At 68.4% G+C, this 18512-nt stretch carries 20 protein-coding genes; 12 read left to right on the forward strand and 8 right to left on the reverse strand.

Features of this window, described 5'->3' with window-relative positions; all coding sequences use genetic code 11:
- Positions 1 to 475: 475 nt before the first annotated feature.
- The gene (locus AC3A46_RS01190) at positions 476 to 931 is read right to left on the reverse strand and encodes an SRPBCC family protein (RefSeq protein ID WP_487663419.1); all 456 of its coding nucleotides are present in this window, start codon (positions 929 to 931) and stop codon (positions 476 to 478) included.
- A gap of 119 nt (positions 932 to 1050) precedes the next feature.
- Between AC3A46_RS01190 and AC3A46_RS01195 the strand changes: the two genes are divergently transcribed.
- From AC3A46_RS01195 to AC3A46_RS01210, 4 genes are all read left to right on the forward strand, one after another.
- A complete protein-coding gene (locus AC3A46_RS01195) occupies positions 1051 to 1257 on the forward strand; it encodes a hypothetical protein (RefSeq protein ID WP_487663420.1) in 207 nt (68 codons plus the stop codon).
- A gap of 229 nt (positions 1258 to 1486) precedes the next feature.
- Positions 1487 to 2497, forward strand: coding sequence for an acyl-CoA dehydrogenase family protein (locus tag AC3A46_RS01200; RefSeq protein WP_487663421.1), 1011 nt, complete (start codon positions 1487 to 1489; stop codon positions 2495 to 2497).
- On the forward strand, positions 2494 to 3876 hold the full coding sequence (locus tag AC3A46_RS01205) for a bifunctional PIG-L family deacetylase/class I SAM-dependent methyltransferase (RefSeq protein ID WP_487663422.1): 1383 nt from the start codon (positions 2494 to 2496) through the stop codon (positions 3874 to 3876). Before AC3A46_RS01200 ends, AC3A46_RS01205 begins: the two co-directional genes overlap by 4 nt.
- Positions 3873 to 4595 (forward strand): glycosyltransferase, encoded by a 723-nt coding sequence (locus AC3A46_RS01210; RefSeq protein WP_487663423.1) that lies wholly within the window; start codon positions 3873 to 3875, stop codon positions 4593 to 4595. The genes AC3A46_RS01205 and AC3A46_RS01210 overlap by 4 nt, the downstream gene beginning before the upstream one ends.
- A gap of 57 nt (positions 4596 to 4652) precedes the next feature.
- Here AC3A46_RS01210 and AC3A46_RS01215 read toward each other — a convergent pair whose 3' ends face one another.
- Positions 4653 to 5507 (reverse strand): ADP-dependent NAD(P)H-hydrate dehydratase, encoded by an 855-nt coding sequence (locus AC3A46_RS01215; RefSeq protein WP_487663424.1) that lies wholly within the window; start codon positions 5505 to 5507, stop codon positions 4653 to 4655.
- Positions 5491 to 6222, reverse strand: coding sequence for a histidine phosphatase family protein (locus AC3A46_RS01220; RefSeq protein ID WP_487663425.1), 732 nt, complete (start codon positions 6220 to 6222; stop codon positions 5491 to 5493). The genes AC3A46_RS01215 and AC3A46_RS01220 overlap by 17 nt, the downstream gene beginning before the upstream one ends.
- Positions 6223 to 6517: 295 nt before the next feature.
- On the opposite strand from AC3A46_RS01220, the gene AC3A46_RS01225 reads away from it, so the two are divergent.
- Together AC3A46_RS01225 and AC3A46_RS01230 are read left to right on the forward strand one after the other, a co-directional pair.
- On the forward strand, positions 6518 to 7513 hold the full coding sequence (locus tag AC3A46_RS01225) for an NADP-dependent oxidoreductase (protein ID WP_487663426.1): 996 nt from the start codon (positions 6518 to 6520) through the stop codon (positions 7511 to 7513).
- Between the two features lie 49 nt (positions 7514 to 7562).
- Positions 7563 to 8279: an SDR family oxidoreductase gene (locus AC3A46_RS01230; protein WP_487663427.1), complete on the forward strand. Its 717-nt coding sequence runs from the start codon at positions 7563 to 7565 to the stop codon at positions 8277 to 8279.
- 49 nt (positions 8280 to 8328) lie between these two features.
- On the opposite strand, the gene AC3A46_RS01235 is transcribed toward AC3A46_RS01230, so the two are convergent.
- Together AC3A46_RS01235 and AC3A46_RS01240 are read right to left on the reverse strand one after the other, a co-directional pair.
- On the reverse strand, positions 8329 to 8925 hold the full coding sequence (locus tag AC3A46_RS01235; RefSeq protein WP_487663428.1) for a TetR/AcrR family transcriptional regulator: 597 nt from the start codon (positions 8923 to 8925) through the stop codon (positions 8329 to 8331).
- 202 nt (positions 8926 to 9127) lie between these two features.
- Complete coding sequence (locus AC3A46_RS01240) at positions 9128 to 9406, reverse strand: hypothetical protein (protein WP_487663429.1); 279 nt, start codon at positions 9404 to 9406, stop codon at positions 9128 to 9130.
- 249 nt (positions 9407 to 9655) lie between these two features.
- Here AC3A46_RS01240 and AC3A46_RS01245 point away from each other — a divergent pair, with 249 nt between their 5' ends.
- The 5 genes from AC3A46_RS01245 to AC3A46_RS01265 all read left to right on the forward strand — a co-directional run bounded on the left by AC3A46_RS01245 (position 9656) and on the right by AC3A46_RS01265 (position 15662).
- On the forward strand, positions 9656 to 10648 hold the full coding sequence (locus AC3A46_RS01245) for a glycosyltransferase family 4 protein (protein ID WP_487663430.1): 993 nt from the start codon (positions 9656 to 9658) through the stop codon (positions 10646 to 10648).
- 173 nt (positions 10649 to 10821) lie between these two features.
- Entirely contained in the window at positions 10822 to 11952 is a 1131-nt protein-coding gene (locus AC3A46_RS01250; protein ID WP_487663431.1) for a glycosyltransferase, read from the forward strand.
- Entirely contained in the window at positions 11952 to 12965 is a 1014-nt protein-coding gene (locus AC3A46_RS01255; protein ID WP_487663432.1) for a glycosyltransferase, read from the forward strand. Before AC3A46_RS01250 ends, AC3A46_RS01255 begins: the two co-directional genes overlap by 1 nt.
- Entirely contained in the window at positions 12962 to 14419 is a 1458-nt protein-coding gene (locus AC3A46_RS01260) for a glycoside hydrolase family 130 protein (RefSeq protein ID WP_487663433.1), read from the forward strand. Before AC3A46_RS01255 ends, AC3A46_RS01260 begins: the two co-directional genes overlap by 4 nt.
- 142 nt (positions 14420 to 14561) lie before the next feature.
- Positions 14562 to 15662 carry a fatty acid desaturase family protein gene (locus AC3A46_RS01265; protein ID WP_487663434.1) on the forward strand — a complete coding sequence of 367 codons (1101 nt, stop codon included), beginning with the start codon at positions 14562 to 14564 and terminating at the stop codon, positions 15660 to 15662.
- A 21-nt stretch (positions 15663 to 15683) separates the two neighbouring features.
- On the opposite strand, the gene AC3A46_RS01270 is transcribed toward AC3A46_RS01265, so the two are convergent.
- Both AC3A46_RS01270 and AC3A46_RS01275 read right to left on the reverse strand, forming a co-directional pair.
- Positions 15684 to 16397 (reverse strand): GAF and ANTAR domain-containing protein, encoded by a 714-nt coding sequence (locus AC3A46_RS01270; RefSeq protein WP_487663435.1) that lies wholly within the window; start codon positions 16395 to 16397, stop codon positions 15684 to 15686.
- 22 nt (positions 16398 to 16419) lie between these two features.
- Complete coding sequence (locus AC3A46_RS01275; RefSeq protein ID WP_487663436.1) at positions 16420 to 17175, reverse strand: GAF and ANTAR domain-containing protein; 756 nt, start codon at positions 17173 to 17175, stop codon at positions 16420 to 16422.
- A 186-nt stretch (positions 17176 to 17361) separates the two neighbouring features.
- On the opposite strand from AC3A46_RS01275, the gene AC3A46_RS01280 reads away from it, so the two are divergent.
- Positions 17362 to 17580, forward strand: coding sequence for a hypothetical protein (locus tag AC3A46_RS01280; protein ID WP_487663437.1), 219 nt, complete (start codon positions 17362 to 17364; stop codon positions 17578 to 17580).
- Positions 17581 to 17675: 95 nt separating this feature from the next.
- On the opposite strand, the gene AC3A46_RS01285 is transcribed toward AC3A46_RS01280, so the two are convergent.
- Positions 17676 to 18422: an EAL domain-containing protein gene (locus AC3A46_RS01285; protein ID WP_487663438.1), complete on the reverse strand. Its 747-nt coding sequence runs from the start codon at positions 18420 to 18422 to the stop codon at positions 17676 to 17678.
- Positions 18423 to 18512 lie beyond the last annotated feature (90 nt).

Raw genomic sequence — 18512 nt, forward strand, 5'->3', positions numbered from 1 at the left:
TCTCGACAGCAAGCGGCTCGAACCGGCTCTTTGCCCGTCACGTTGTGGATGCCTCGTCGGGAGCGCATCCACCCGGGCACTCGTTCCAGGAAGTCGCGCATCCGGTCGTCGTCGCACGGTAGCGTCGGCGGCAGCCGGACCAGCACCACACCCCGCTCGTCGCCGAGCTCATGCCAGCCCTCCGGCATCCGCTGCACCCACAACTCGGGAGAGCGGAGATTCTTCGCGTGGGTGAGGCCACGGGCGCCTTGGCCGACGCCGCGAGACCGTCAGCAAGCCGTCGGCGTCAGCTGCGGAAGCCGCCGGCTGGCGGCCAGTTGGAAACTCGCGTTGAGCTCCGCGGTGTCGAACGCCTACGTGGAGAGCCGCGCTCCGGAAGCAAGACCCACCGGATAGAGCACGGTCCCCCGTGAGCGAGCGCCGGCCGGACGCGCCGATCCGCATCGTCATCGCCCGCCCGCCCTCTCCAGAGCGTCTACGCGTCGACGTCGCCGCGCCACGCACCGCTTGCGGTGCCCTGCGCCTCGATGAACTCCTTGAAGTTCTTCAGATCCTTCTTCACAGCATGGCTCCCCGCGCCCACCAGAGCACCCAGCTTCTCGGCCAGACCCTCGGGCTCCCAGTCAAGCTGCACGGTGACCCTGCTGGTCGTGTCGGTGAGCTTGTGGAAGGTGACGACTCCGGCGTGTTCGGTGTCTCCGCCGGTGCTGGTCCATGCGACCCGCTCATCCGGGTGCTGCTCGGTGATCTCTGCGTCGAACTCGCGCGTAAACCCGCCCACCTTCACCGTCCAATGGGTCGAAGTGTCACTGGTCTGCGTGATCGACTCGACCTCGTCAAGGAACTGCGGGAAGGTCTCGAACTGGGTCCACTGGTTGTAGGCGATGCGGACGGGAACGTCTACGTCGATGGTCTCGATGATCTGAACCATGGGGGTACTCCTCACTGGATGTCGGATCCTTTTCTCCTATTAGGCAGGACCTTGCTCGGCCGTGCTCAGGGGTTGACAAGGGGCGTCGTGGGGCACCCCCTCATCCGAAGGCCGGCGACGTGCCGACACGCAAGGGAGGCTGGTGCATCTCGAATTCGTGGCGGGACACGGGACAGCGCGTCGTCGGCGCCCTTCGGGTTGTCGCGGACGACGTCCTCCTGCTGATCGGTCGGAATGCGATCGATCCCGACCAGCAGGGCGAAGGAATCGGCGGGATGCTGCTCGACCCGGTCGAAGAGCGCAGGCCGACGAGGTTCACGAACTGACATGCAACGCCCCGCGGTGTCAAGGCCAGCGACGCCGTGCTCAGGGCCACCTACGCTCGCCCGAGAAGAGAGCGCCATCGGTGATCAGGAGGACGCGCGTGACACGAGTGACAGGACGGGCCTGTGCTTGCTGCCAGCTGGAGGTCGGATCATGATCACGAGTGCCCAACGGACACAGCCTTCACTGCTTTCTCCCGAAGCTTCTCGCGATGCCGGCTTCGCTGGTGCCGTGGCCGATACCGAGTCGGTGGCGTCGCTCCGCGATGACATTCCCGCCACCATCGGATGGTCCGTCGCCCTCGCGAAGACGCTGCCCACGGTCGGCAACGGCGACACGATAAGGCTGTGGGATAGCCTCACGGCGACCGCGTACCGCGATGTCGCCGCAGCGCGTGTGCTCGAGCCGCACCTGGATGCGCTCGGCATCCTCGAGCAGGCGGGCACGAACCTCGCATCCGGCGTCGATCCGTGGAATCTGTCCACGATCGGGGTGACCGAGAACTCTTCGTGGGGTGTCTTCGCGGCGGAAGGGCCGGGCCTGCGGGTCGACGCGCACGAGAGCGGCTCAGGCTGGACCCTCTCCGGCACCAAACCGTGGTGCTCACTCGCCGCCCACCTCTCCCACGCGCTGGTGACGGCGTTCATCGGCGACGAGCGCCGGCTCTTTGCGGTGGCGTTGAAGGGACCAGGAGTGCGCCCGCACGACGGACCGTGGGTGGCGCGGGGACTGCCCGAGATCGTCAGTGCCCCGGTCGATTTCGACGGCGCACCGGCTGTCCCGGTCGGTGATGTCGGGTGGTATCTCTCGCGTCCGGGGTTCGCCTGGGGCGCGATGTCCGTCGCTGCCTGCTGGTGGGGAGGAGCGCTGGGCATCCGTGACGCCCTCCTCGCCTCGGCATCCTCGGAGCGCGCCGATCAGCTCGCGTTCGTGCACTTCGGTCGGGCGGATGCTGCGCTCTGGGCGGCGCGCGCAGCGTTGCGCGAGGCCGCGCAGCTCGTGGACACGCAGGCGGACGTCGACTCGAGGCTGCTCGCCGAACGTGTGCGTGCCGTCACGGTCGGCGCCGCGACCACGACTCTGGCCGAAGCGGACGCCGCCCTCGGTCCCGCGCAACTGGTCACGGACGTGTCGTACGCACGCCGAGTCGCCGATCTTCACCTCTATCTGCGACAGCACCACGGTCTCCGCGACGCTGCCCGGCTCGGCCGGCTTGCGGTCGAAAGCGAGACATCGAGATGAGTGCCGCATTCAGTCACCTCGATGCGGGCACGCCGGAATCGGCGTGGCGCGACGAGTTCGCCGGGCGTTCGCTCCGGCCGCTGGACGCCCAGTTCTCGGTGCTCGTCGTCGTCGCGGCGCACCCCGACGATGAGACCCTCGGCGCCGGCGGGCTGCTTCACCGGGCTGCTCGCATCGGGGCGCGTGTGGTGGTCGTGATCGCCACCGACGGTGAAGCCTCCCACCCTGCCTCTCCGACGCACGACCGGGAGACGCTCGCCCGGCTGCGCCGCAACGAAGTCGCCCGGGCCATCGCGATCCTCGCACCGGACGCCGACGTGCACTTCCTCGGTCTTCCCGACGGACTCCTCGCCGAACGCAAGGGCCACCTGCGGGAGCGACTCTGCGCGATCTTCGACGTCCACCGCACCGCCAACCCGAGAGGTGTGCTCGTCGCCGCACCGTGGTCCCAGGACCGGCACCGCGACCACCGCATCATCGCGGAAGTCACGAACACCATCGCACGCCACCGGCGATTCATCTTCCTCGAGTACCCGGTGTGGGCCTGGCACTGGGGAACCCCTGACGACCTTCCCTGGGACCGGGTCGTCGCCCTCCCTCTCACAGACGACGAACTGCACGCGAAACGAGACGCCCTCGCCTGCCACGTCAGCCAGATCTCGCCGCTGTCGGATCAGCCGGGCGACGAAGCGCTGCTGCACCTCGGCATGCAGGACCACTTCCACCGCGACATCGAGGTCTTCCTCACCGCAGAACCGGACGACGCGCAGGCGCAGAGCATGGACGCCGACTGGTTCGATGAGTTCTACCGCCGCAACAGCGACGACCCGTGGGGATTCGAGTCGCGGTGGTACGAGCAGCGCAAACGCGCACTCCTGCTCGCGACGCTGCCCGCGCGCGAGCTCGGCGACGTGTTCGAGATCGGCTGCGCGACGGGACTGCTCACCGCCCAGCTGGCCCCCCGCGCGCGCGAAGTGATCGCGATGGATGCCGCCACCGCCGCTGTCGAAACAGCCCGGGCCCGCCTCGCCCCCGAGGCTCGGGTATCGGTCCGGCAGGGCCGCGTCCCCGAAGACTGGCCGACCGGCCGATTCGACACCATCATCTTCTCCGAGATCGGCTACTACCTCTCACCGACCGACCTGCAGCACACGCTTCTCCGGATCGAAGCCTCGCTCGGAGACGACGGCCACGTCGTCGCCTGCCATTGGCGTCACGCCGTCGCGGAGTACCCGCAGACCGGCGATCAGGTGCATGAGGCTCTCCGATCCGTCCCGGGGTGGGAGACCGTCAGTCTGCACGTCGAGAAGGACTTCGTGCTCGAGGTGTTCGCGCGCCGCCCCGCGAGATCCGTCGCCGAAAGGGAAGGGCTCGCATGAGACGCGAGCAGACGGACGTCATGGTCGTCGTCGTTCCCGTCCGCGACGAAGAACTGCTGCTCCACGCGTCGCTGTCGGCGTTGACGGCGGCCGTTGAGACGGCGTCGCGTGCGGGCATCCGCTCCGAGGTGCGGATCGTGCTCGACGCGTGCACGGATGCGTCCGCTGAGGTCGTATCCCGGTTCGGCTTCACGACGCTCACCTCGACCGCGGGGCGTGTCGGAGCGGCGCGTGCGGTGGGCGTCTCCCACGCCATCGACGCACTCGCAGAGGTACCCGTCGGGCGCCTCTGGATCGCGAACACCGACGCCGACTCCCGCGTCCCTCCGGGATGGCTCACCAACTTCCGCGCAATCTCCCGCATCGCGGACGTGTGTGCCGGTACGGTGCGGCCGGACTTCGATGACTTGTCGATCGCTCAGCGGTCGCTCTGGCTGCGCACACATATCCGCGGCCGACCGAACGGCAACATCCACGGCGCCAACCTCGGTGTGAGAGCCACCACGTACCTTGCCGCAGGTGGATTCGCGCCCATCGGCGAACACGAGGACGTCGACCTGATCTCACGATGCCGGAGCAACGGCGCTGTCGTCGCCGCCAGCGACGACGCCGAGGTCATCACGTCAGGCCGCCTCGTCGGACGCACCGCCGGTGGCTACGCGGGGTTCTTGCGACGCCAGGCCTCCGACCTTGCCGCCGGGGCGACGGACCAGTTGTGAAACTGACGAGGCACGCAAGCGACTGTTCAACGGGCAAGGTTCGACCGCGGCTGACGGTCAGCCGGCTCGTGAGCCGACCACTTCCCCGATCGCTGCGGTGAGTTCCGTTCCGATATCACGGGCGAGGAATCCGAGCCCGACCCGCTCGGTCAGCCGGTCACCCGCACGTGCATGCGCCCAGCTCCCCCACACGGCGGCTCGCGCCGGTGGGACGCCGCGGGCCGCGATGCCGGCGATGGCGCCCGCGAGCACGTCGCCGCTGCCGGACGTGCCCAGGCCCGACCCTCCTGCCGTCACCCTCCAGAATTCCCCGGTAGGTGTGGCGATGTCGCCGTAGCAGCTCACGGCTGCGTCGTAGCGTCGACTGATCTCGAGCAGGTCGGCAATGGGCTCGTCGCCGAGATCACGGCCGAGCAGGATGGCTGCCTCCTCCGTGTTCGGCGTCAGCACGAGATTCTCGGGCAGTTCTTCGCGTGGCACCTGGTCGAGCACGCCGAGGGCGAAGGCATCGAGCACGAGGCACCGGATGCGGGATGCTGCGACAGCTCGGAGCGTGTCACGGGTCTGCTCGGGATCGTCGAATCCGGGACCGAACAGCACGGCATCAGCTGTCTCCAGAGGCTCGCGCAGCCCGTCGGGAAGGCCAGCTCGGGAGGAGGACGGCAGCGCCAGCACAGCTGCCTCAGGCACAGCGACGCCGAGGGCGCTCTGCACTGGTTCGGGAACGATGAGGGCGAGTCGGCCGGCGCCGACGCGCAGCGACGCCTCGCCTGCCAGGGCGACCGCACCCGGCGTGCGCATCGAACCGCCGACGACAACCACCTGACCCCGGGTCTTCTTCGAATCGCCCGGGTCGGGCAGCCCCCACTCGCGGAGGAGCTCGACTGTGACAGAGCTACGTGGGCTGGACATCCGGGCTCCCCGGGTGCACGGTGACCGGCGCACCATCGATGTGCAGGTGAGTCACATCCGCGAACGCGTCGAGCTGCCATGAGTCCCCCGCACGAGTCAGGTGGGTGACCGAGGCGTTGAGTACGGTTCGGGATGCCGCGAACTCGAGAAGGCTGGCCTCGTCCAGGGGCAGCAGCAGGTAGAGCAGAACCATGACGACAGCGTCGTGCGCGACGATCAGCACCGACCCTGCACGAGGATCCGCGTCGAGGTCACGGAGGAAGGACCGCAGCCGCAGGGCGACGTCTGCCCATGACTCGCCCCCGGGAGGACGGTGATAGAACTTGCCGAGATGACGGCGTCGCTGTGCTTCCGCCGGCTGCAGCCGGGCCACGCCCGCACGCGTGAGCAGATCCAGCACGCCGAGTTCGCGATCGCGTAGCCGCTCGTCGATGAGGATTCGCGGTGCCGCCTGTTCCACGGAGTCCAATGCGACGGTGAGCGTCTGTCTGGCCCGCAGGTAGGGCGACGCATAGAACGTGTCGATGGATCCGCGGCGACCGTCCATCCATGTCCGTAGAGCCAGCGCCTGCTCCTCGCCCGTCGGAGACAGCGGAACATCGGCGTCGCGGATGTCGATCGGAATCACATCGAGGCCTTCGACCTCCGCTCGTGTAGCCGCGACGTTCGCCACGCTCTCGCCATGCCGCACGAGCCACAGTTCTTTGGGCGCCATCTGGTTCAGGGTAAGCGCTCGAGCAGGGCGTCGAAAGCGGCTTGACTTTCGCGATCGCGATCGCGATCGCGATCGCGCCAGCGCCGACCGCGAGGCCTACGCGCGCCTGCACTCGCCTCGCCGGCGCACGAATTGACATCTTTACTGAGTCCGCTCATACTTGAGTACACTCCGTAAACCGGAAAGACACCCGGATTCGGGAGAGACGACGGGTGGGCGCTGAGCTTGTCCCGGCGACGCCGAGCGCATGACACGCCCGCGAACCCCGAGACACGCCGCTCACAGGAGAACCGACATGCGCGCATTCGCCATCGACCGCTACAAAAGCCCGCTTCGAGAGGTCGATGCGCCCGAACCCGTCGTGGGCGACACCGACGTCCTCGTCCGCGTCGCCGCGGCGGGACTCAACCAGCTGGACGAGAAGGTGCGGCTCGGCGAGTTCAAGGCCTTTCTGCCCTACAAGATGCCCCTCGTGCTCGGTCACGATGTCGCCGGCATGGTGTTGCAGGTCGGCGCGAAGGTGACCCGCTTCGCGCCGGGCGACGCGGTGTACGCCCGCGCACGCGACGGGAGGATCGGCACGTTCGCGGAGCGCGTCGCGATCGACGAGAGCGACGTCGCGCGTGCGCCACGGACCATCACCGAGATCGAGGCGGCCTCCCTGCCTCTCGTGGCATTGACGGCGTGGCAGGCGCTCGTCGAACGGGGCAACGTCTCCGCCGGACAGAAGGTACTCATCCACGCCGGGGCCGGCGGCGTGGGCACGATCGCCATCCAGCTCGCCAAGCACCTGGGTGCGCACGTCGCGACCACCGTGTCGGGAAAGAACGCCGAGTTCGTGCGCGAGCTGGGCGCCGACATCGTGATCGATTACCGAACCCAAGACTTTGCAGCCGAGCTGTCGGGCTACGACTTCGTGCTCGACAGCCTGGGCGGCGACAACCTGTCCACGTCGCTGCGAGTGCTGCGCCCCGGGGGCAGAGCAATCGGCATCGCGGGCCCACCGACTCCCGCTTTCGCCAGGACATTGGGACTGAACCCGCTGCTGAGACTGGCCATGGGGGCACTCAGCCGCACGGTGCGCACACAGGCGGCCTCCCTCGGCGTGACCTACGAGTTCCTCTTCATGAGATCCGATGGCGCACAGCTGCGCAAGATCGCCGCGCTCGTCGACGCGGGCGTGCTGCGACCCTTCGTCGGGGCAACCTTCCCCTTCGACCAGACAGCCGCCGCCCTGGCGAGCCTCGAGCGCGGTGGCATCCGCGGCAAGGCGGTCATCGTCGGCGCGTGACTGCGCCAGACACACCACCTCCCCTCACCCGATCGAAAGGATGAAGCACATGCCTTCATTGCAGGATGCCGTCGTTGTCGTCACCGGAGCCAATGGCGGGATCGGCCGAGAGCTGGTCTCGCAGGCGCTGGCGCGCGGGGCGACCAAGGTCTACGCGAGCGCCCGCGTACCTCAGCGCTGGGACGACCCGCGGGTGGTGCCGCTGGTGCTGGATGTCACCGATCCCGCCTCGGTGTCCGCCGCGGTCGCCGCCGCCGCCGACGCGACCGTCGTGTTCAACAATGCCGGAGCGAATCCGCCCACCGCGAGCCTCATCGATATCGACGACGCCGCCATCGCGGCCAACGTCGACGTCAACTTCCTCGGACCCGTGCGCGTCGCCCGAGCATTCGCCCCCGTGATCGCCGGCCGTCCCGGCGCTGCGCTCATCGACGTGCACTCGGTCGCGTCGTGGTACGCGTTCGGGGGAATCTACTCGGCGGCCAAGGCTGCGCTGTGGTCCGCGACCAACTCGTTCCGCCTCGAGCTCGCGCCGCGCGGCATCCATGTCATGGGCGTGCACATGGGGTACGTCGACACGGCGATGGCTGCGCATGCGTCCGGCCCCAAGCTGACCACGGAGGACCTCGTCGCTCAGGTGCTCGCCGGCCTCGAGGCGGGCGAGTACGAAGTGCTCGCCGACGACCTCACCCGCCACGTGCGGGCGAAGCTGTCCGAGCCGCTCGCGGCGCTCTACTCCGAGCTCACGCCGACGCCCGCCGCCTGACCTCGCTCCGAACGCGACGGGGCATCCGGGCTCACGCTCGGGTGCCCCGTCAGCGTATGACTGCTTCGATCTGCGTCCGCACGGCGGTCATGACCTCGGCGACCGACCACGCACGATCCGCCGCGGCCATCGTGACCAGCAGCGCCGAGGAGATCACCCGCGCCAGCACGAGCGCGTGGGTCTGCGTCGCGCCGGCACGCGCGACCAGGATCGCGGCGATGTCCTGCTCGTTCTGCTCGACGATCTCGAGCGCCTCAGCGTGGTGCGGCTCCGAGGCATCCCCGAACAGGATCTCCCGCAGGTAGATGCGACCGTTGTCGACGTGCACCCGATTGCAGGCCACGATCGGCTCCATCTGCGCGATGAGGCCGTCGACGACACCATCGGTGGATGCCGCGGCCTGGCGTCCGTGCTCGAGAGCCGTGGCGTAATGGGCGTTCTGCACCATGAGCAGCAGCTCACTCTTGCTCTTGGCGTACAAGAACAGCGTGCCGGCGCCGATGTCGGCCGCCTCGGCGATCTGCTGCGTCGTGACCTCGTCGATGCCGTGACTCGCGAACAGAGTGCTGGCGGCGCGGACGATGCGGTCGAGCTTGTCCTGCTTGTTGCGCTCGCGCCGGCCGAGAGCCGGAGACACCGTCGACATCACGACCCCCTTCACTTCGCGAGCCCCGGACGAATGCGGTGCGCGCCGGTCGATTCTCCCACGAGGCGGGTCCACAGCAGCGAGTGAGCGCGGCCGCGTTCGACACCTCCACCCTGGCGGGGATCCCGAGCCCCCTCCCGGGCAGTGTGCGCTCGCCGTCGGGATCGCGAGGTCGGTGCGAGCTATCTCGGCAGGATGCCGTTCAGTTTGCGAACGGGTTCCGAAGGTCCTGCATCGGTTGTCCCACCTCGATCAGATATGTCAAGGGCAGCGGACCGAACACGTCCGCGACCTCGCCGCCGAGCTGTCGCGGAAAGGCGACCACGAGTTCGATGCCTGGGCGACGCATGTTGCCGATCAGATAGTCCACGCCGCGGATGCGCTTCAGGCGACCGCTCACACGAGGTCGTGAACTGCCGTGGTTCGGAGGACGCGCGAACGAAACACGATGGTTGATGTCGAAGTCGTCGAGATCTCCCACGGCGCACGAGCGGGCGCGTGATGACTGTTCCATGCCTCATCGTCCCACGCGGCGGTTGCGAGTGTGGGCCCAGGATGCGAGCAGCCTGGACCACTCGCGCAGCGGTGCGCTGGGCGCGCGAGCAGGCCCGCGCTGTGAACCGTCCAGGATGGGGGCGTAACGTCCGATCATGAGCGCACAGTCACAGACGAACGGCAGCGACGTGCCCGCGACCGCGACGAACCGACGAGTGCCCGAGTGAGGGTCGCGATGCTCGGTCCCATCGCCTGGCGGACACCGCCGATCAGTTATGGACCGTGGGAGCGCGTGACGAGCCTGCTGACGGAAGGGCTGGTGCGCCGCGGGGTGGACGTGACGCTGTTCGCGACGGCCGACTCGATCACGGGCGGCGACCTCGATGCCGTCGCGCCGCACGGCTACGCGGAGGATCCGACGATGGACGGCCGGGTGTGGGAGGCGCTCCACGTCGCACACGCACTGGAGAGGTCGAGCGAATACGATCTCGTGCACAACCAGCTCGACTGGCTCCCGCTCGCCTTCACCGCCCAATGGGGCGCACCGATGATCACGACAATCCACGGCTTCTCCGGTCCCGCGATCATGCCCGCCTACCTCGCCTCGGCTTCGACGTACGTCTCCATCTCCGACGCGGATCGCTCCCCCGGCTTGGAGTACCTCGCCACGATCCACCACGGCATCGATCCCGAGGAACTCCCGTATGTGGCCGAGCCGGACGACTACCTGGTGTCGTTCGGACGCATCCACCCCGACAAGGGCACCGCGACGGCGATCGAGATCGCGCGGCGCGCCGGCCGCCGGCTGGTGATCTGCGGCCTCGTCCAGGACGCCGACTACTTCCACGACGAAGTGGAGCCCCACATCGACGGGGAACGCGTCGTCTTCCTCGGCGCCGTGGGATCCGAGGGTCGCGCCCGCGTCCTCGGCCATGCCGTCGCGCTGCTGCACCCGATCGACTTCGACGAACCGTTCGGGCTCTCGGTGGCCGAATCGATGATGTGCGGCACTCCGGCTCTCGCGTACCGCCGCGGCTCGATGGCGGAGGTCGTCGACGAGGGTGTGACCGGCAGCACCGTGGCCTCGATCGACGAGGCGATCTCGGCACTCCCAGCCGTCGTGGCACTGAGCCGCCGTGGCGTGCACGGTCGCGCGGTCGCACGATTCGGCGTGGAGCGGATGGTCGACCAGTACCTGAGCGTCTACGAGGCCGTGCTGGCTCGCTGATCCTGTGACGACGTCCAGGTCGGACGTGTAACTTGCAACCACAGCGTCCGGATGCGAACCGGACGTGGACCGGACCACGGCGATGAAGGCGCGGTTCCACGAGGGATGCCGCCGGCAGACGTCTCGCCATCGCCCGGAGCGATTCCGCACGGGCATCATCAGAGAGCGTCGCCGTGACCCACTACGGATTCCTCAGCACTTTTCCGCCGACTCGCTGCGGGCTGGCCACATTCACCAAGTCGCTCTCCGATGCTCTCGTCGGCCACGACGACGAAGGCACCGTCGTGCGGGCGCTCGATCAGCCGGAGGATCGCGGTCGGCCCGATCCCCGTGCGCGGTCGCGTGTGCGCACCGATCTGATCGCCGGTGACAGCCTCAGCACGTCGCGCGCGACCATGGCGCTCGATGCGTGCGATGTCGCGATCGTGCAGCACGAGTACGGGATCTACGGCGGACGCGACGGGGACCAGGTTCTCGACGTGCTCGCCGCGCTCAGCGTCCCCGCGATCGTCGTGCTCCACACCGTTCTCGTGGCGCCTACCCCGCATCAGCGTGAAGTGCTCACCGAAGTGTGTCGACTCGCGTCCGTGGTCGTCGTGATGACGACCCATGCCCGCGACAACCTCGCCGCGATCTACGCGGTCGATCTCGCTCGCGTTCACGTCGTCCCGCATGGCGTGCAGCACGTGGCTCTCCGCGACACGAAGCCGCACAATGGCCGCCGTGTCGTCACGTGGGGCCTCCTCTCCCCCGGCAAGGGCATCGAATGGGGTATCCGCGCCATGGCGCAGCTCGCGGACATCACTCCGAACGTCGAGTACATCGTCGCCGGGCAGACACACCCCAAGGTGCTCGCGCATGCCGGGGAGAGCTACCGCACCATGCTCGCCGGTCTCGCCGGCGACCTCGGCATCGAGTCCTCCGTGCGCATGGACGGACGCTATCTCGAGGCGCCACAGCTCGCCGCGCTCATCGCGTCGGCGGACGTCGTCCTCCTGCCGTACGACTCCGTCGATCAGGCGACCTCCGGCGTCCTCGCCGAAGCGGTGGCAGCCGGCGTCCCCGTCGTCGCCACGGCGTTCCCCCACGCGGTGGAGCTGCTCTCGAGCGGAGCCGGGATCGTCGTCCCGCACCAGGACCCTGACGCCACGGCGCAGGCGCTGCGTGAGATCATCACCGGCACGTCCGTCGCCGATCGCATGCGCGAAGCCGCGCTCCGCGAGACGAACGAGACGACGTGGTCTGCGGTCGCCGACCGCTACCGCGCAGTCACCGCGAGGCTCGCCCCCGGCAAGGCGGCGTGATGGAGCCCTCTCCGCCATACGAGCACCTGCGCGCGCTGACGGACCACAACGGCATCTTCGAACACGCTCTGCTCGCCACGCCGCGCCGCGAACACGGATACTGCGTCGACGACGTGGCGCGGGCGCTGATCGTCGTCGCGCGCGAGCGGCAGCAGACTGTCGAGCTCCGCAAGCTGGCCGCGATCTACCTGCGCTTCCTGGAGTCGGCGGTACGCGCAGACGGGCTCGCGCACAATCGGATGAGCGCCGACGGCGACTGGTCCGACGACCCGGCGATGGGCGACTGGTGGGGACGGCTTCTGTGGGCACTCGGCACGATCGCCGCGCGACGGGGCGACCCGTGGACCCGCGCTCGCGCGCTGCGCACCTTCCGGATCGCCGCGCGCGAGCGGTCGACGAGTCTGCGCACTCTCGCCTTTGCGGCGCTCGGCGCCGCTGAGATCGTACGCGTGCGTGCGGACGACCACATCGCCCGGACGCTGCTCCGGGAGTACATCGCGGCCATGCCCGGGCTACCGGATCCGACCTGGCTGTGGCCGGAGCGCCGCCTCTCCTACGGGAACGCCTCCATCGCAGAAGCGCTGATCGCCGCAGGGAGTGCCGTCGATGATCCGGATGCCTCGGAAAAGGGTCTGCGGATGCTCGGGTTCCTGCTCTCCGTGGAGACGTCGGACGAGCGGTTCTCCGTGACGGGGACGGCAGGGCGCGGCCCTGGCGAGAGGGGGCCGTCGTTCGACCAGCAGCCACTGGAGCTCGCCGCACTCGCGGACGCGTGTGCCACGGCGTACGACGTCACCGGCGACCCGGTGTGGCTTCCCCCGATCTCGCTCGCCTGGCAATGGTTCACCGGTCTCAACGACAGCGGGACCGTCATGTTCGACGACCAGACCGGCGCCGGCTTCGACGGGCTCGAACGCGACGGCAGAAACGAGAACCGTGGCGCCGAATCGACCCTGGCCGCACTGAGCACGTACCAGCAAGCACTCCGACACGGTGGGTTGACCGCGCCATGACGACACGCGTCCACACGGCAGAACTGAGCGCGCAGCCGGACCGCGTCATCGCCCAGTTGTTCCTGCCGGGCGAGGAATGGTCCGCCGAGCATTCGCGCGCGGGCGAGATCATCGCGAGAGTCATGGCGATGCCCGCCGATCGGGCCGACGAACTCGCGGCCGAGCTGACCCGCGACTTCGGCGCGCGGCATCCCGATGCCCGCGCTCTGTTCCTGGAGAACGCCGACGTCGTGAGTTCTCGTCTTGCCGATCCGGTCGACGTCAGCGTCGCGCGTCGTCTGGTGCTCGGCGCGAGTTTCACGGCGGAGTACGCCGTCGAGGGGGCAGCGCTGTGCAACCCCAGCGCGATAGAGCATCCCGACCAGACGGGATTGGCGCCCGGGCAGCGTCGCGTCGCCGTCGCCCTCCGCTCCATCGGGGAAGGTCACCGCTCCTGCATCGAGTTCGCCGAGGCGATCATCGGTCCCGGCCGGCGCTGGACGTTCGTGGACCGCGCGCTCCCGCTGTGGCGAGCGCGCATCGACGAAGGCGACTGGAGCATCGTCCACTTCCGCGCTGCGGTCGAGGAGGCGGGGATCGTCAATGAGATCTCCCACAGCGTGCTGCAAGGACTTCCCGACCGGTTCACCGCGTCGGACGTCGAGGCCTCGGTGACCGGGCTGCCGCGCGCGCTGTCGCGGCGCGCCGACAGCGCACGCCACATCGAGGCGCTGCGCGAGCTGACGAACTCCGTCTACCGCGCCGTGTTCTCCGCCGAGACCTCCCTCAGCCAGCGTGTGCTCACCCCGGTGGCGGCAGAGGAACGGCACGGAATGGAGGACGCGCGTTTCGTACGATTCACCGACCTCGCCGGCGCCACCCACTACCGCGGGACATACACGGCCTACGACGGTCGCAACATCGCACCACGTCTGATCATCACCTCGGATCTGCGCGAGTTCGACATCCATCGGCTGACCGGCGATGCCGCTCAGGACAAGGGGATGGCACTGTTCCCTCGCCCCGTGGACGGCAGGTATCTCGCACTGAGCCGCACCGGCGGCGAGAACATCTCGCTGGCGGAGTCCCACGACGGCGTGATCTGGAACCAGGCCGGGATCATCCACGCACCGGCGGAGCCCTGGGAGATCGTCCAGACCGGCAACTGCGGCCCGCCGCTCGAGACGCCGCACGGCTGGATCGTGCTCGTTCACGGCGTCGGCCCGATGCGCAGATACTCCCTGGGAGCGTTGCTGCTCGATCTCGACGACCCGACGATCGTTCTCGGGCGGACGGCGACCCCGATCCTGCAGCCGGTCGACGACCGACGCGACGGCTACGTGCCGAACGTCGTGTACTCGTGCGGCGGACTGATCGTGGACGACGTGATCTGGATCCCGATCGGCATCGCGGACTCGCGAATCGGCGTGTGCTCGATGGAGGTCGACGAACTGCTCGCCCGTCTGGTTCCTTGACCTGACTGCGGAGTGAGGAAGCAGCCTCCGTGTTTCCTGCATACAGACGCGCACACCCGATAACGGGCGTAACCTGAGACCAGATGGCCCGGACCCTGTCATTGGCGCACGCTCTGTGCGCTTCCTCTGACAGGAGCACAAGATGGCCGTCACCGCTGCCGGGTCGATCGCCTCGAGCGTGCGATCCACGACGCCGAAGGCGCCGAATCTCTACACCGAGCTGTCGCAGCGGGTGACCGGAAGCGGCCTCATGCGGCGCCGCTACGGGTACTACTGGACCAAGCTCATCGCGGCGCCGGTCGTGATCGCGAGCGTGCTCACCGTCTTCGTCCTCCTCGGCGACTCGTGGTGGCAGCTGGTCACCGGCGCCGTCCTCGCCGTCGTTCTCACCCAGGTCGCGATGCTCGGCCATGACGCCGCGCATCGCCAGATCTTCCGCTCCGGTCGGTGGAACGACTGGACCAGCATGCTGCTGGGAAACCTTCTTGTGGGCATGAGCTACGGATGGTGGCAGCACAAGCACACGCGCCATCATGCCAACCCCAACAAGATCGGCAGCGACCCCGATATCGAGCTCCCGGTCATCGCGTTCACTCCGGAACAGGCGGACCGCCGACGCGCGAGCCGAAGCGGGCCACTGCGCTGGCTCATCGCACATCAGGGAGTGCTGTTCTTCCCGATCCTGCTGTTCGAAGGGCTCTCCCTGCACGCATCGAGCGTGCGCCGCGTCTTCTCACGTGAGCAGCTGCGACGCCGTCCGATCGAGATCGCCTTCCTCTCGGTGCGGATCATCGGGTTCGTCGTGCTCGTCTTCCTCGTGCTGTCCCCGGGGATCGCATTCGCCTTCCTCGGCGTCCAGCTGGGGCTGTTCGGCGTCTACATGGGGATGGCGTTCGCCCCGAATCACAAGGGGATGCCGCTCGTGCCGGCTGACGCGAAGGTCGATTTCCTCCACCGCCAGGTGCTGATGAGCCGCGATATCCGTGGCAGCCGACTGCTCGACACCATCATGGGCGGGCTCAATTACCAGATCGAGCATCATCTGTTCCCGTCCATGCCCCGACCGCACCTCCGCCAGGCGTCGGGGATGATCCGCGCATTCTGCGTGGATCACGGCGTGCCGTACACCGAGACCGGCCTCTGGCAGTCCTACGGGATCGTCGTCCGCTACATCAACAGGGTCGGACTCGGCGAGCGCGATCCCTTCGAGTGTCCGTTGCTCCAGCAGCGGCAGACCGTCTAGCTCTCCGCACCGGGCACCGAGTCAGAGCGACAGACGCCCGGCGATGACATCGCGCGCGACGACGCCGATACGCGTCTGCGTGGAGCGGGCGTGGCTGCGGATTCGCGCGAACGCCTCATCCATATCGATGCCCAGCATCTGGGCGAGGTATCCCTTGGCCTGCTCGATCACCACCCGGCTGTCCAGCGCGCGCTGAAGCTGAGCCTGTGCGAGCTCGGACTCCTCGACCAGCCGCTGCTGCAGAATGCTGATGGTGGCGATGTCCGCCAGCGCCTGCGCGGCGGCGGCATCGGCCGCGTTCAGCGCCCCGGCCTCTTCCCGGAAGAGGTTCAGCGATCCCAGTGTCGAGTCGCGCAGCCGCAGCGGAATCGCATGGATCGACGAGAACCCGGAGGCGCGTGCATCGGCGGCGAACGCAGGCCAGCGATGGGCGATCTGGTCGATGTCGTCGACAGAGACGACCTCACCCGCCGTCGCAGCCTCTACGCACGGGCCGGCACCGACGCGCAACTGCATCAGCTCGACGAGTTCGGTGCGCTCGCTCGTGGAGGCGATCACCTCGAGCCGCTTCGACGGACTCAGGAGCAGGATGCCGGCAGCCGACGCGTCGAACAGCGAGATGCAGTCGTCGACGAGTCGCTGGAGCACATCGACGACGTCGAAGTCGTCGACCAGGGAGTCCGCCAGCGTGACGAAGGTTCCCAGCAGCTGATGCTCGCGGGTGAGCGCCGTCATGCCGTCATCCTAAGCCTTGGGCTCACCGGCTCAGGTCGAGCCGCCGTGCGATGACATCCGCCGCGACATCGCGCACCGAACGACCCGCGGCGTACGCGTGTCCGCGCAGGAGCAGGAGGGCATCGTCCACGCCGATCCTGTTCCTCGCTGCGACCATTCCGGTGGCCTGGTGCACCTCACGACGGGAGTACGGTTCGTCCTCCGCTCCGTCGTCCGGCGTGCCGAGCCGGCTCAGCGCCCTCCTGAGCAGAGTGCCGGAGACGATGGCGGCCAGGCGGCTCATCCGCTCGATGTCGGCATCCGACAGCTCACGGGCGGTCAGCGAATAGAGGGCGATGGACCCGATTCCGAGCGTGCTGACGAACAGCGGGAATGCGAACAGCGCTCCCACGTCGAGCTCTCGCAGGGCGGCCCACGTGCCGGGCCAGAGCGCCCCGCCGTCGACCTGCAGGTCGGATGCCGTGACGGGAAGCCTTGTGCGCAGGGCTTCCCAGGACGGCCCCTCGCCGAGGTCGATCTGGATCTCGTCGATCCGTGCGCCGAGCTTCGTGCTGGCGCACACCGTTTCGGAGCCCATCGGCGCGCCCAGCGTGGACACCACCGCACCGTGCATCGAGACAGCGGCTCGCAGGGGCGAGCACAGATCGTCGTCGCCGGCGGTGAGCGCGGCCGCGGCGATCGCGAAGGCATCGCCCGGCTGATCGTCGGGAGTCGTGGGCATCACCTGCGCCACCGTCCATCTCAGAATGACCAGGCGCGGGGTCTCGGTGCCCTTCATCCGAGCGTACACGCGCCGCAGGCGCGACGGTGGTGCGGGACCCCGGAGCATCGGCGACTCGGGGTTCGCTGAAGCCGCTCTCGGCGGATCTCCGGTCGGATCGGGAAGATTGCGCCCCGATCCCGGAGTGCGCTGGGTGCCCGTGCGCCTGGGAAGGCACACATGTGCCGGGCGTAAAGTCCGAAGATGGACAGACATCACCCACCCAACGACCCGACGCCCGACCAGCAGCGCGCTGCACGGGACAAGAAGTGGGCGAAAGCCACCAGCATGCACTGGCACCGCTACGTGCCCTCCGCCGACACCCACGACCGTGCCGTCGAGCAGGAGCGGGCGCGAAACACGAAGCCGAACGACATTCCGTCGCAACCCCCCGGAGGCCGCGGCGACCAGCTGCCGGCCTGATCCTCCCCGGGCCGGCGACTTCGGGGACGTTCATCACGGATGCGCAGTAGCCGCCGAATCGTCCACGACCTTCGACGCGTGCGGCTCGAAACTGACTACCCCGCCAAGAGCGCCGCCATCTGGGCCCGCGGCATGGGGCGTGCGAACAGGTAGCCCTGGCCGCGGTCGCATCCCATCGTCTTGACCTTCTCGAGTTGCTGCGGAGTCTCGATACCCTCCGCGACGACGCGGATGCCGGACTCGTGGGCGACCGCGATCGCCGCACCCATCGTGCGTTCAGCCGACGGGGAATCGTCGATCACCAGAGCGCGGTCGATCTTCAGTTCGGTGGCGTGAAGCCGCTTCAGCTGCGTGAGGGACGCTTGTCCGGCGCCGTAGTCATCGATCGCGATGCCCAGCCCCAGCGCTCGCAGCCCATCGAGCCGCGCGACGACCGCCGACACGTTGCCGATCTGGAGCCCCTCGGTGATCTCGAGCGTAAGTCGCCGCGCAGGACGGCTGATCCCCTCGACGAGTTGCCCGAGCCACGTGGCGAACACGGAATCCTGCAGCTGTGCGGGTGACACATTGACCGAGACCTCGATGCCCCATTTGGCCATCACGGCGATCGCCTGCGTGACCATGAAGCGACCGATCTCCGCGATCATCCCGTCTTCTTCGGCGACCGGGATGAACTCGTTGGGTCCCACGAGCCCCCACTCCGCATGATTCCACCGGCAGAGCGCCTCGACGGCGACCACCCGATTGCTCACCAGATCGATCTGCGGCTGGAACCACGCGGTGATCTCCGAGCGCTCGAGCGCATGCGTCAGCGCTCTCGATATCTCACTTCTCACAGCCACGGCTTCTCGCTTCGGTGCTGGTCGGTGTCCCCGACCTCTGCTCCCCGTCGGCAATTGTCGCACCGGGCGCAGTTCGAAACGGTGTCTTGA

The sequence above is a fragment of the Microbacterium sp. Soil_C_42 genome, assembly GCF_057656735.1.

What these genes read in the sequence shown, in the direction of transcription:
- AC3A46_RS01275 (WP_487663436.1), bottom strand. Translation starts at nt 17,175, where the DNA reads ATGAAGGGCACCGAGACCCCGCGCCTGGTCATTCTGAGATGGACGGTG.
- AC3A46_RS01270 (WP_487663435.1), bottom strand. Translation starts at nt 16,397, where the DNA reads ATGACGGCGCTCACCCGCGAGCATCAGCTGCTGGGAACCTTCGTCACG.
- AC3A46_RS01190 (WP_487663419.1), bottom strand. Translation starts at nt 931, where the DNA reads ATGGTTCAGATCATCGAGACCATCGACGTAGACGTTCCCGTCCGCATC.
- AC3A46_RS01215 (WP_487663424.1), bottom strand. Translation starts at nt 5,507, where the DNA reads ATGTCCAGCCCACGTAGCTCTGTCACAGTCGAGCTCCTCCGCGAGTGG.
- AC3A46_RS01235 (WP_487663428.1), bottom strand. Translation starts at nt 8,925, where the DNA reads ATGTCGACGGTGTCTCCGGCTCTCGGCCGGCGCGAGCGCAACAAGCAG.
- AC3A46_RS01210 (WP_487663423.1), top strand. Translation starts at nt 3,873, where the DNA reads ATGAGACGCGAGCAGACGGACGTCATGGTCGTCGTCGTTCCCGTCCGC.
- AC3A46_RS01205 (WP_487663422.1), top strand. Translation starts at nt 2,494, where the DNA reads ATGAGTGCCGCATTCAGTCACCTCGATGCGGGCACGCCGGAATCGGCG.
- AC3A46_RS01245 (WP_487663430.1), top strand. Translation starts at nt 9,656, where the DNA reads ATGCTCGGTCCCATCGCCTGGCGGACACCGCCGATCAGTTATGGACCG.
- AC3A46_RS01280 (WP_487663437.1), top strand. Translation starts at nt 17,362, where the DNA reads ATGGACAGACATCACCCACCCAACGACCCGACGCCCGACCAGCAGCGC.
- AC3A46_RS01225 (WP_487663426.1), top strand. Translation starts at nt 6,518, where the DNA reads ATGCGCGCATTCGCCATCGACCGCTACAAAAGCCCGCTTCGAGAGGTC.
- AC3A46_RS01230 (WP_487663427.1), top strand. Translation starts at nt 7,563, where the DNA reads ATGCCTTCATTGCAGGATGCCGTCGTTGTCGTCACCGGAGCCAATGGC.
- AC3A46_RS01265 (WP_487663434.1), top strand. Translation starts at nt 14,562, where the DNA reads ATGGCCGTCACCGCTGCCGGGTCGATCGCCTCGAGCGTGCGATCCACG.
- AC3A46_RS01255 (WP_487663432.1), top strand. Translation starts at nt 11,952, where the DNA reads ATGGAGCCCTCTCCGCCATACGAGCACCTGCGCGCGCTGACGGACCAC.
- AC3A46_RS01260 (WP_487663433.1), top strand. Translation starts at nt 12,962, where the DNA reads ATGACGACACGCGTCCACACGGCAGAACTGAGCGCGCAGCCGGACCGC.
- AC3A46_RS01220 (WP_487663425.1), bottom strand. Translation starts at nt 6,222, where the DNA reads ATGGCGCCCAAAGAACTGTGGCTCGTGCGGCATGGCGAGAGCGTGGCG.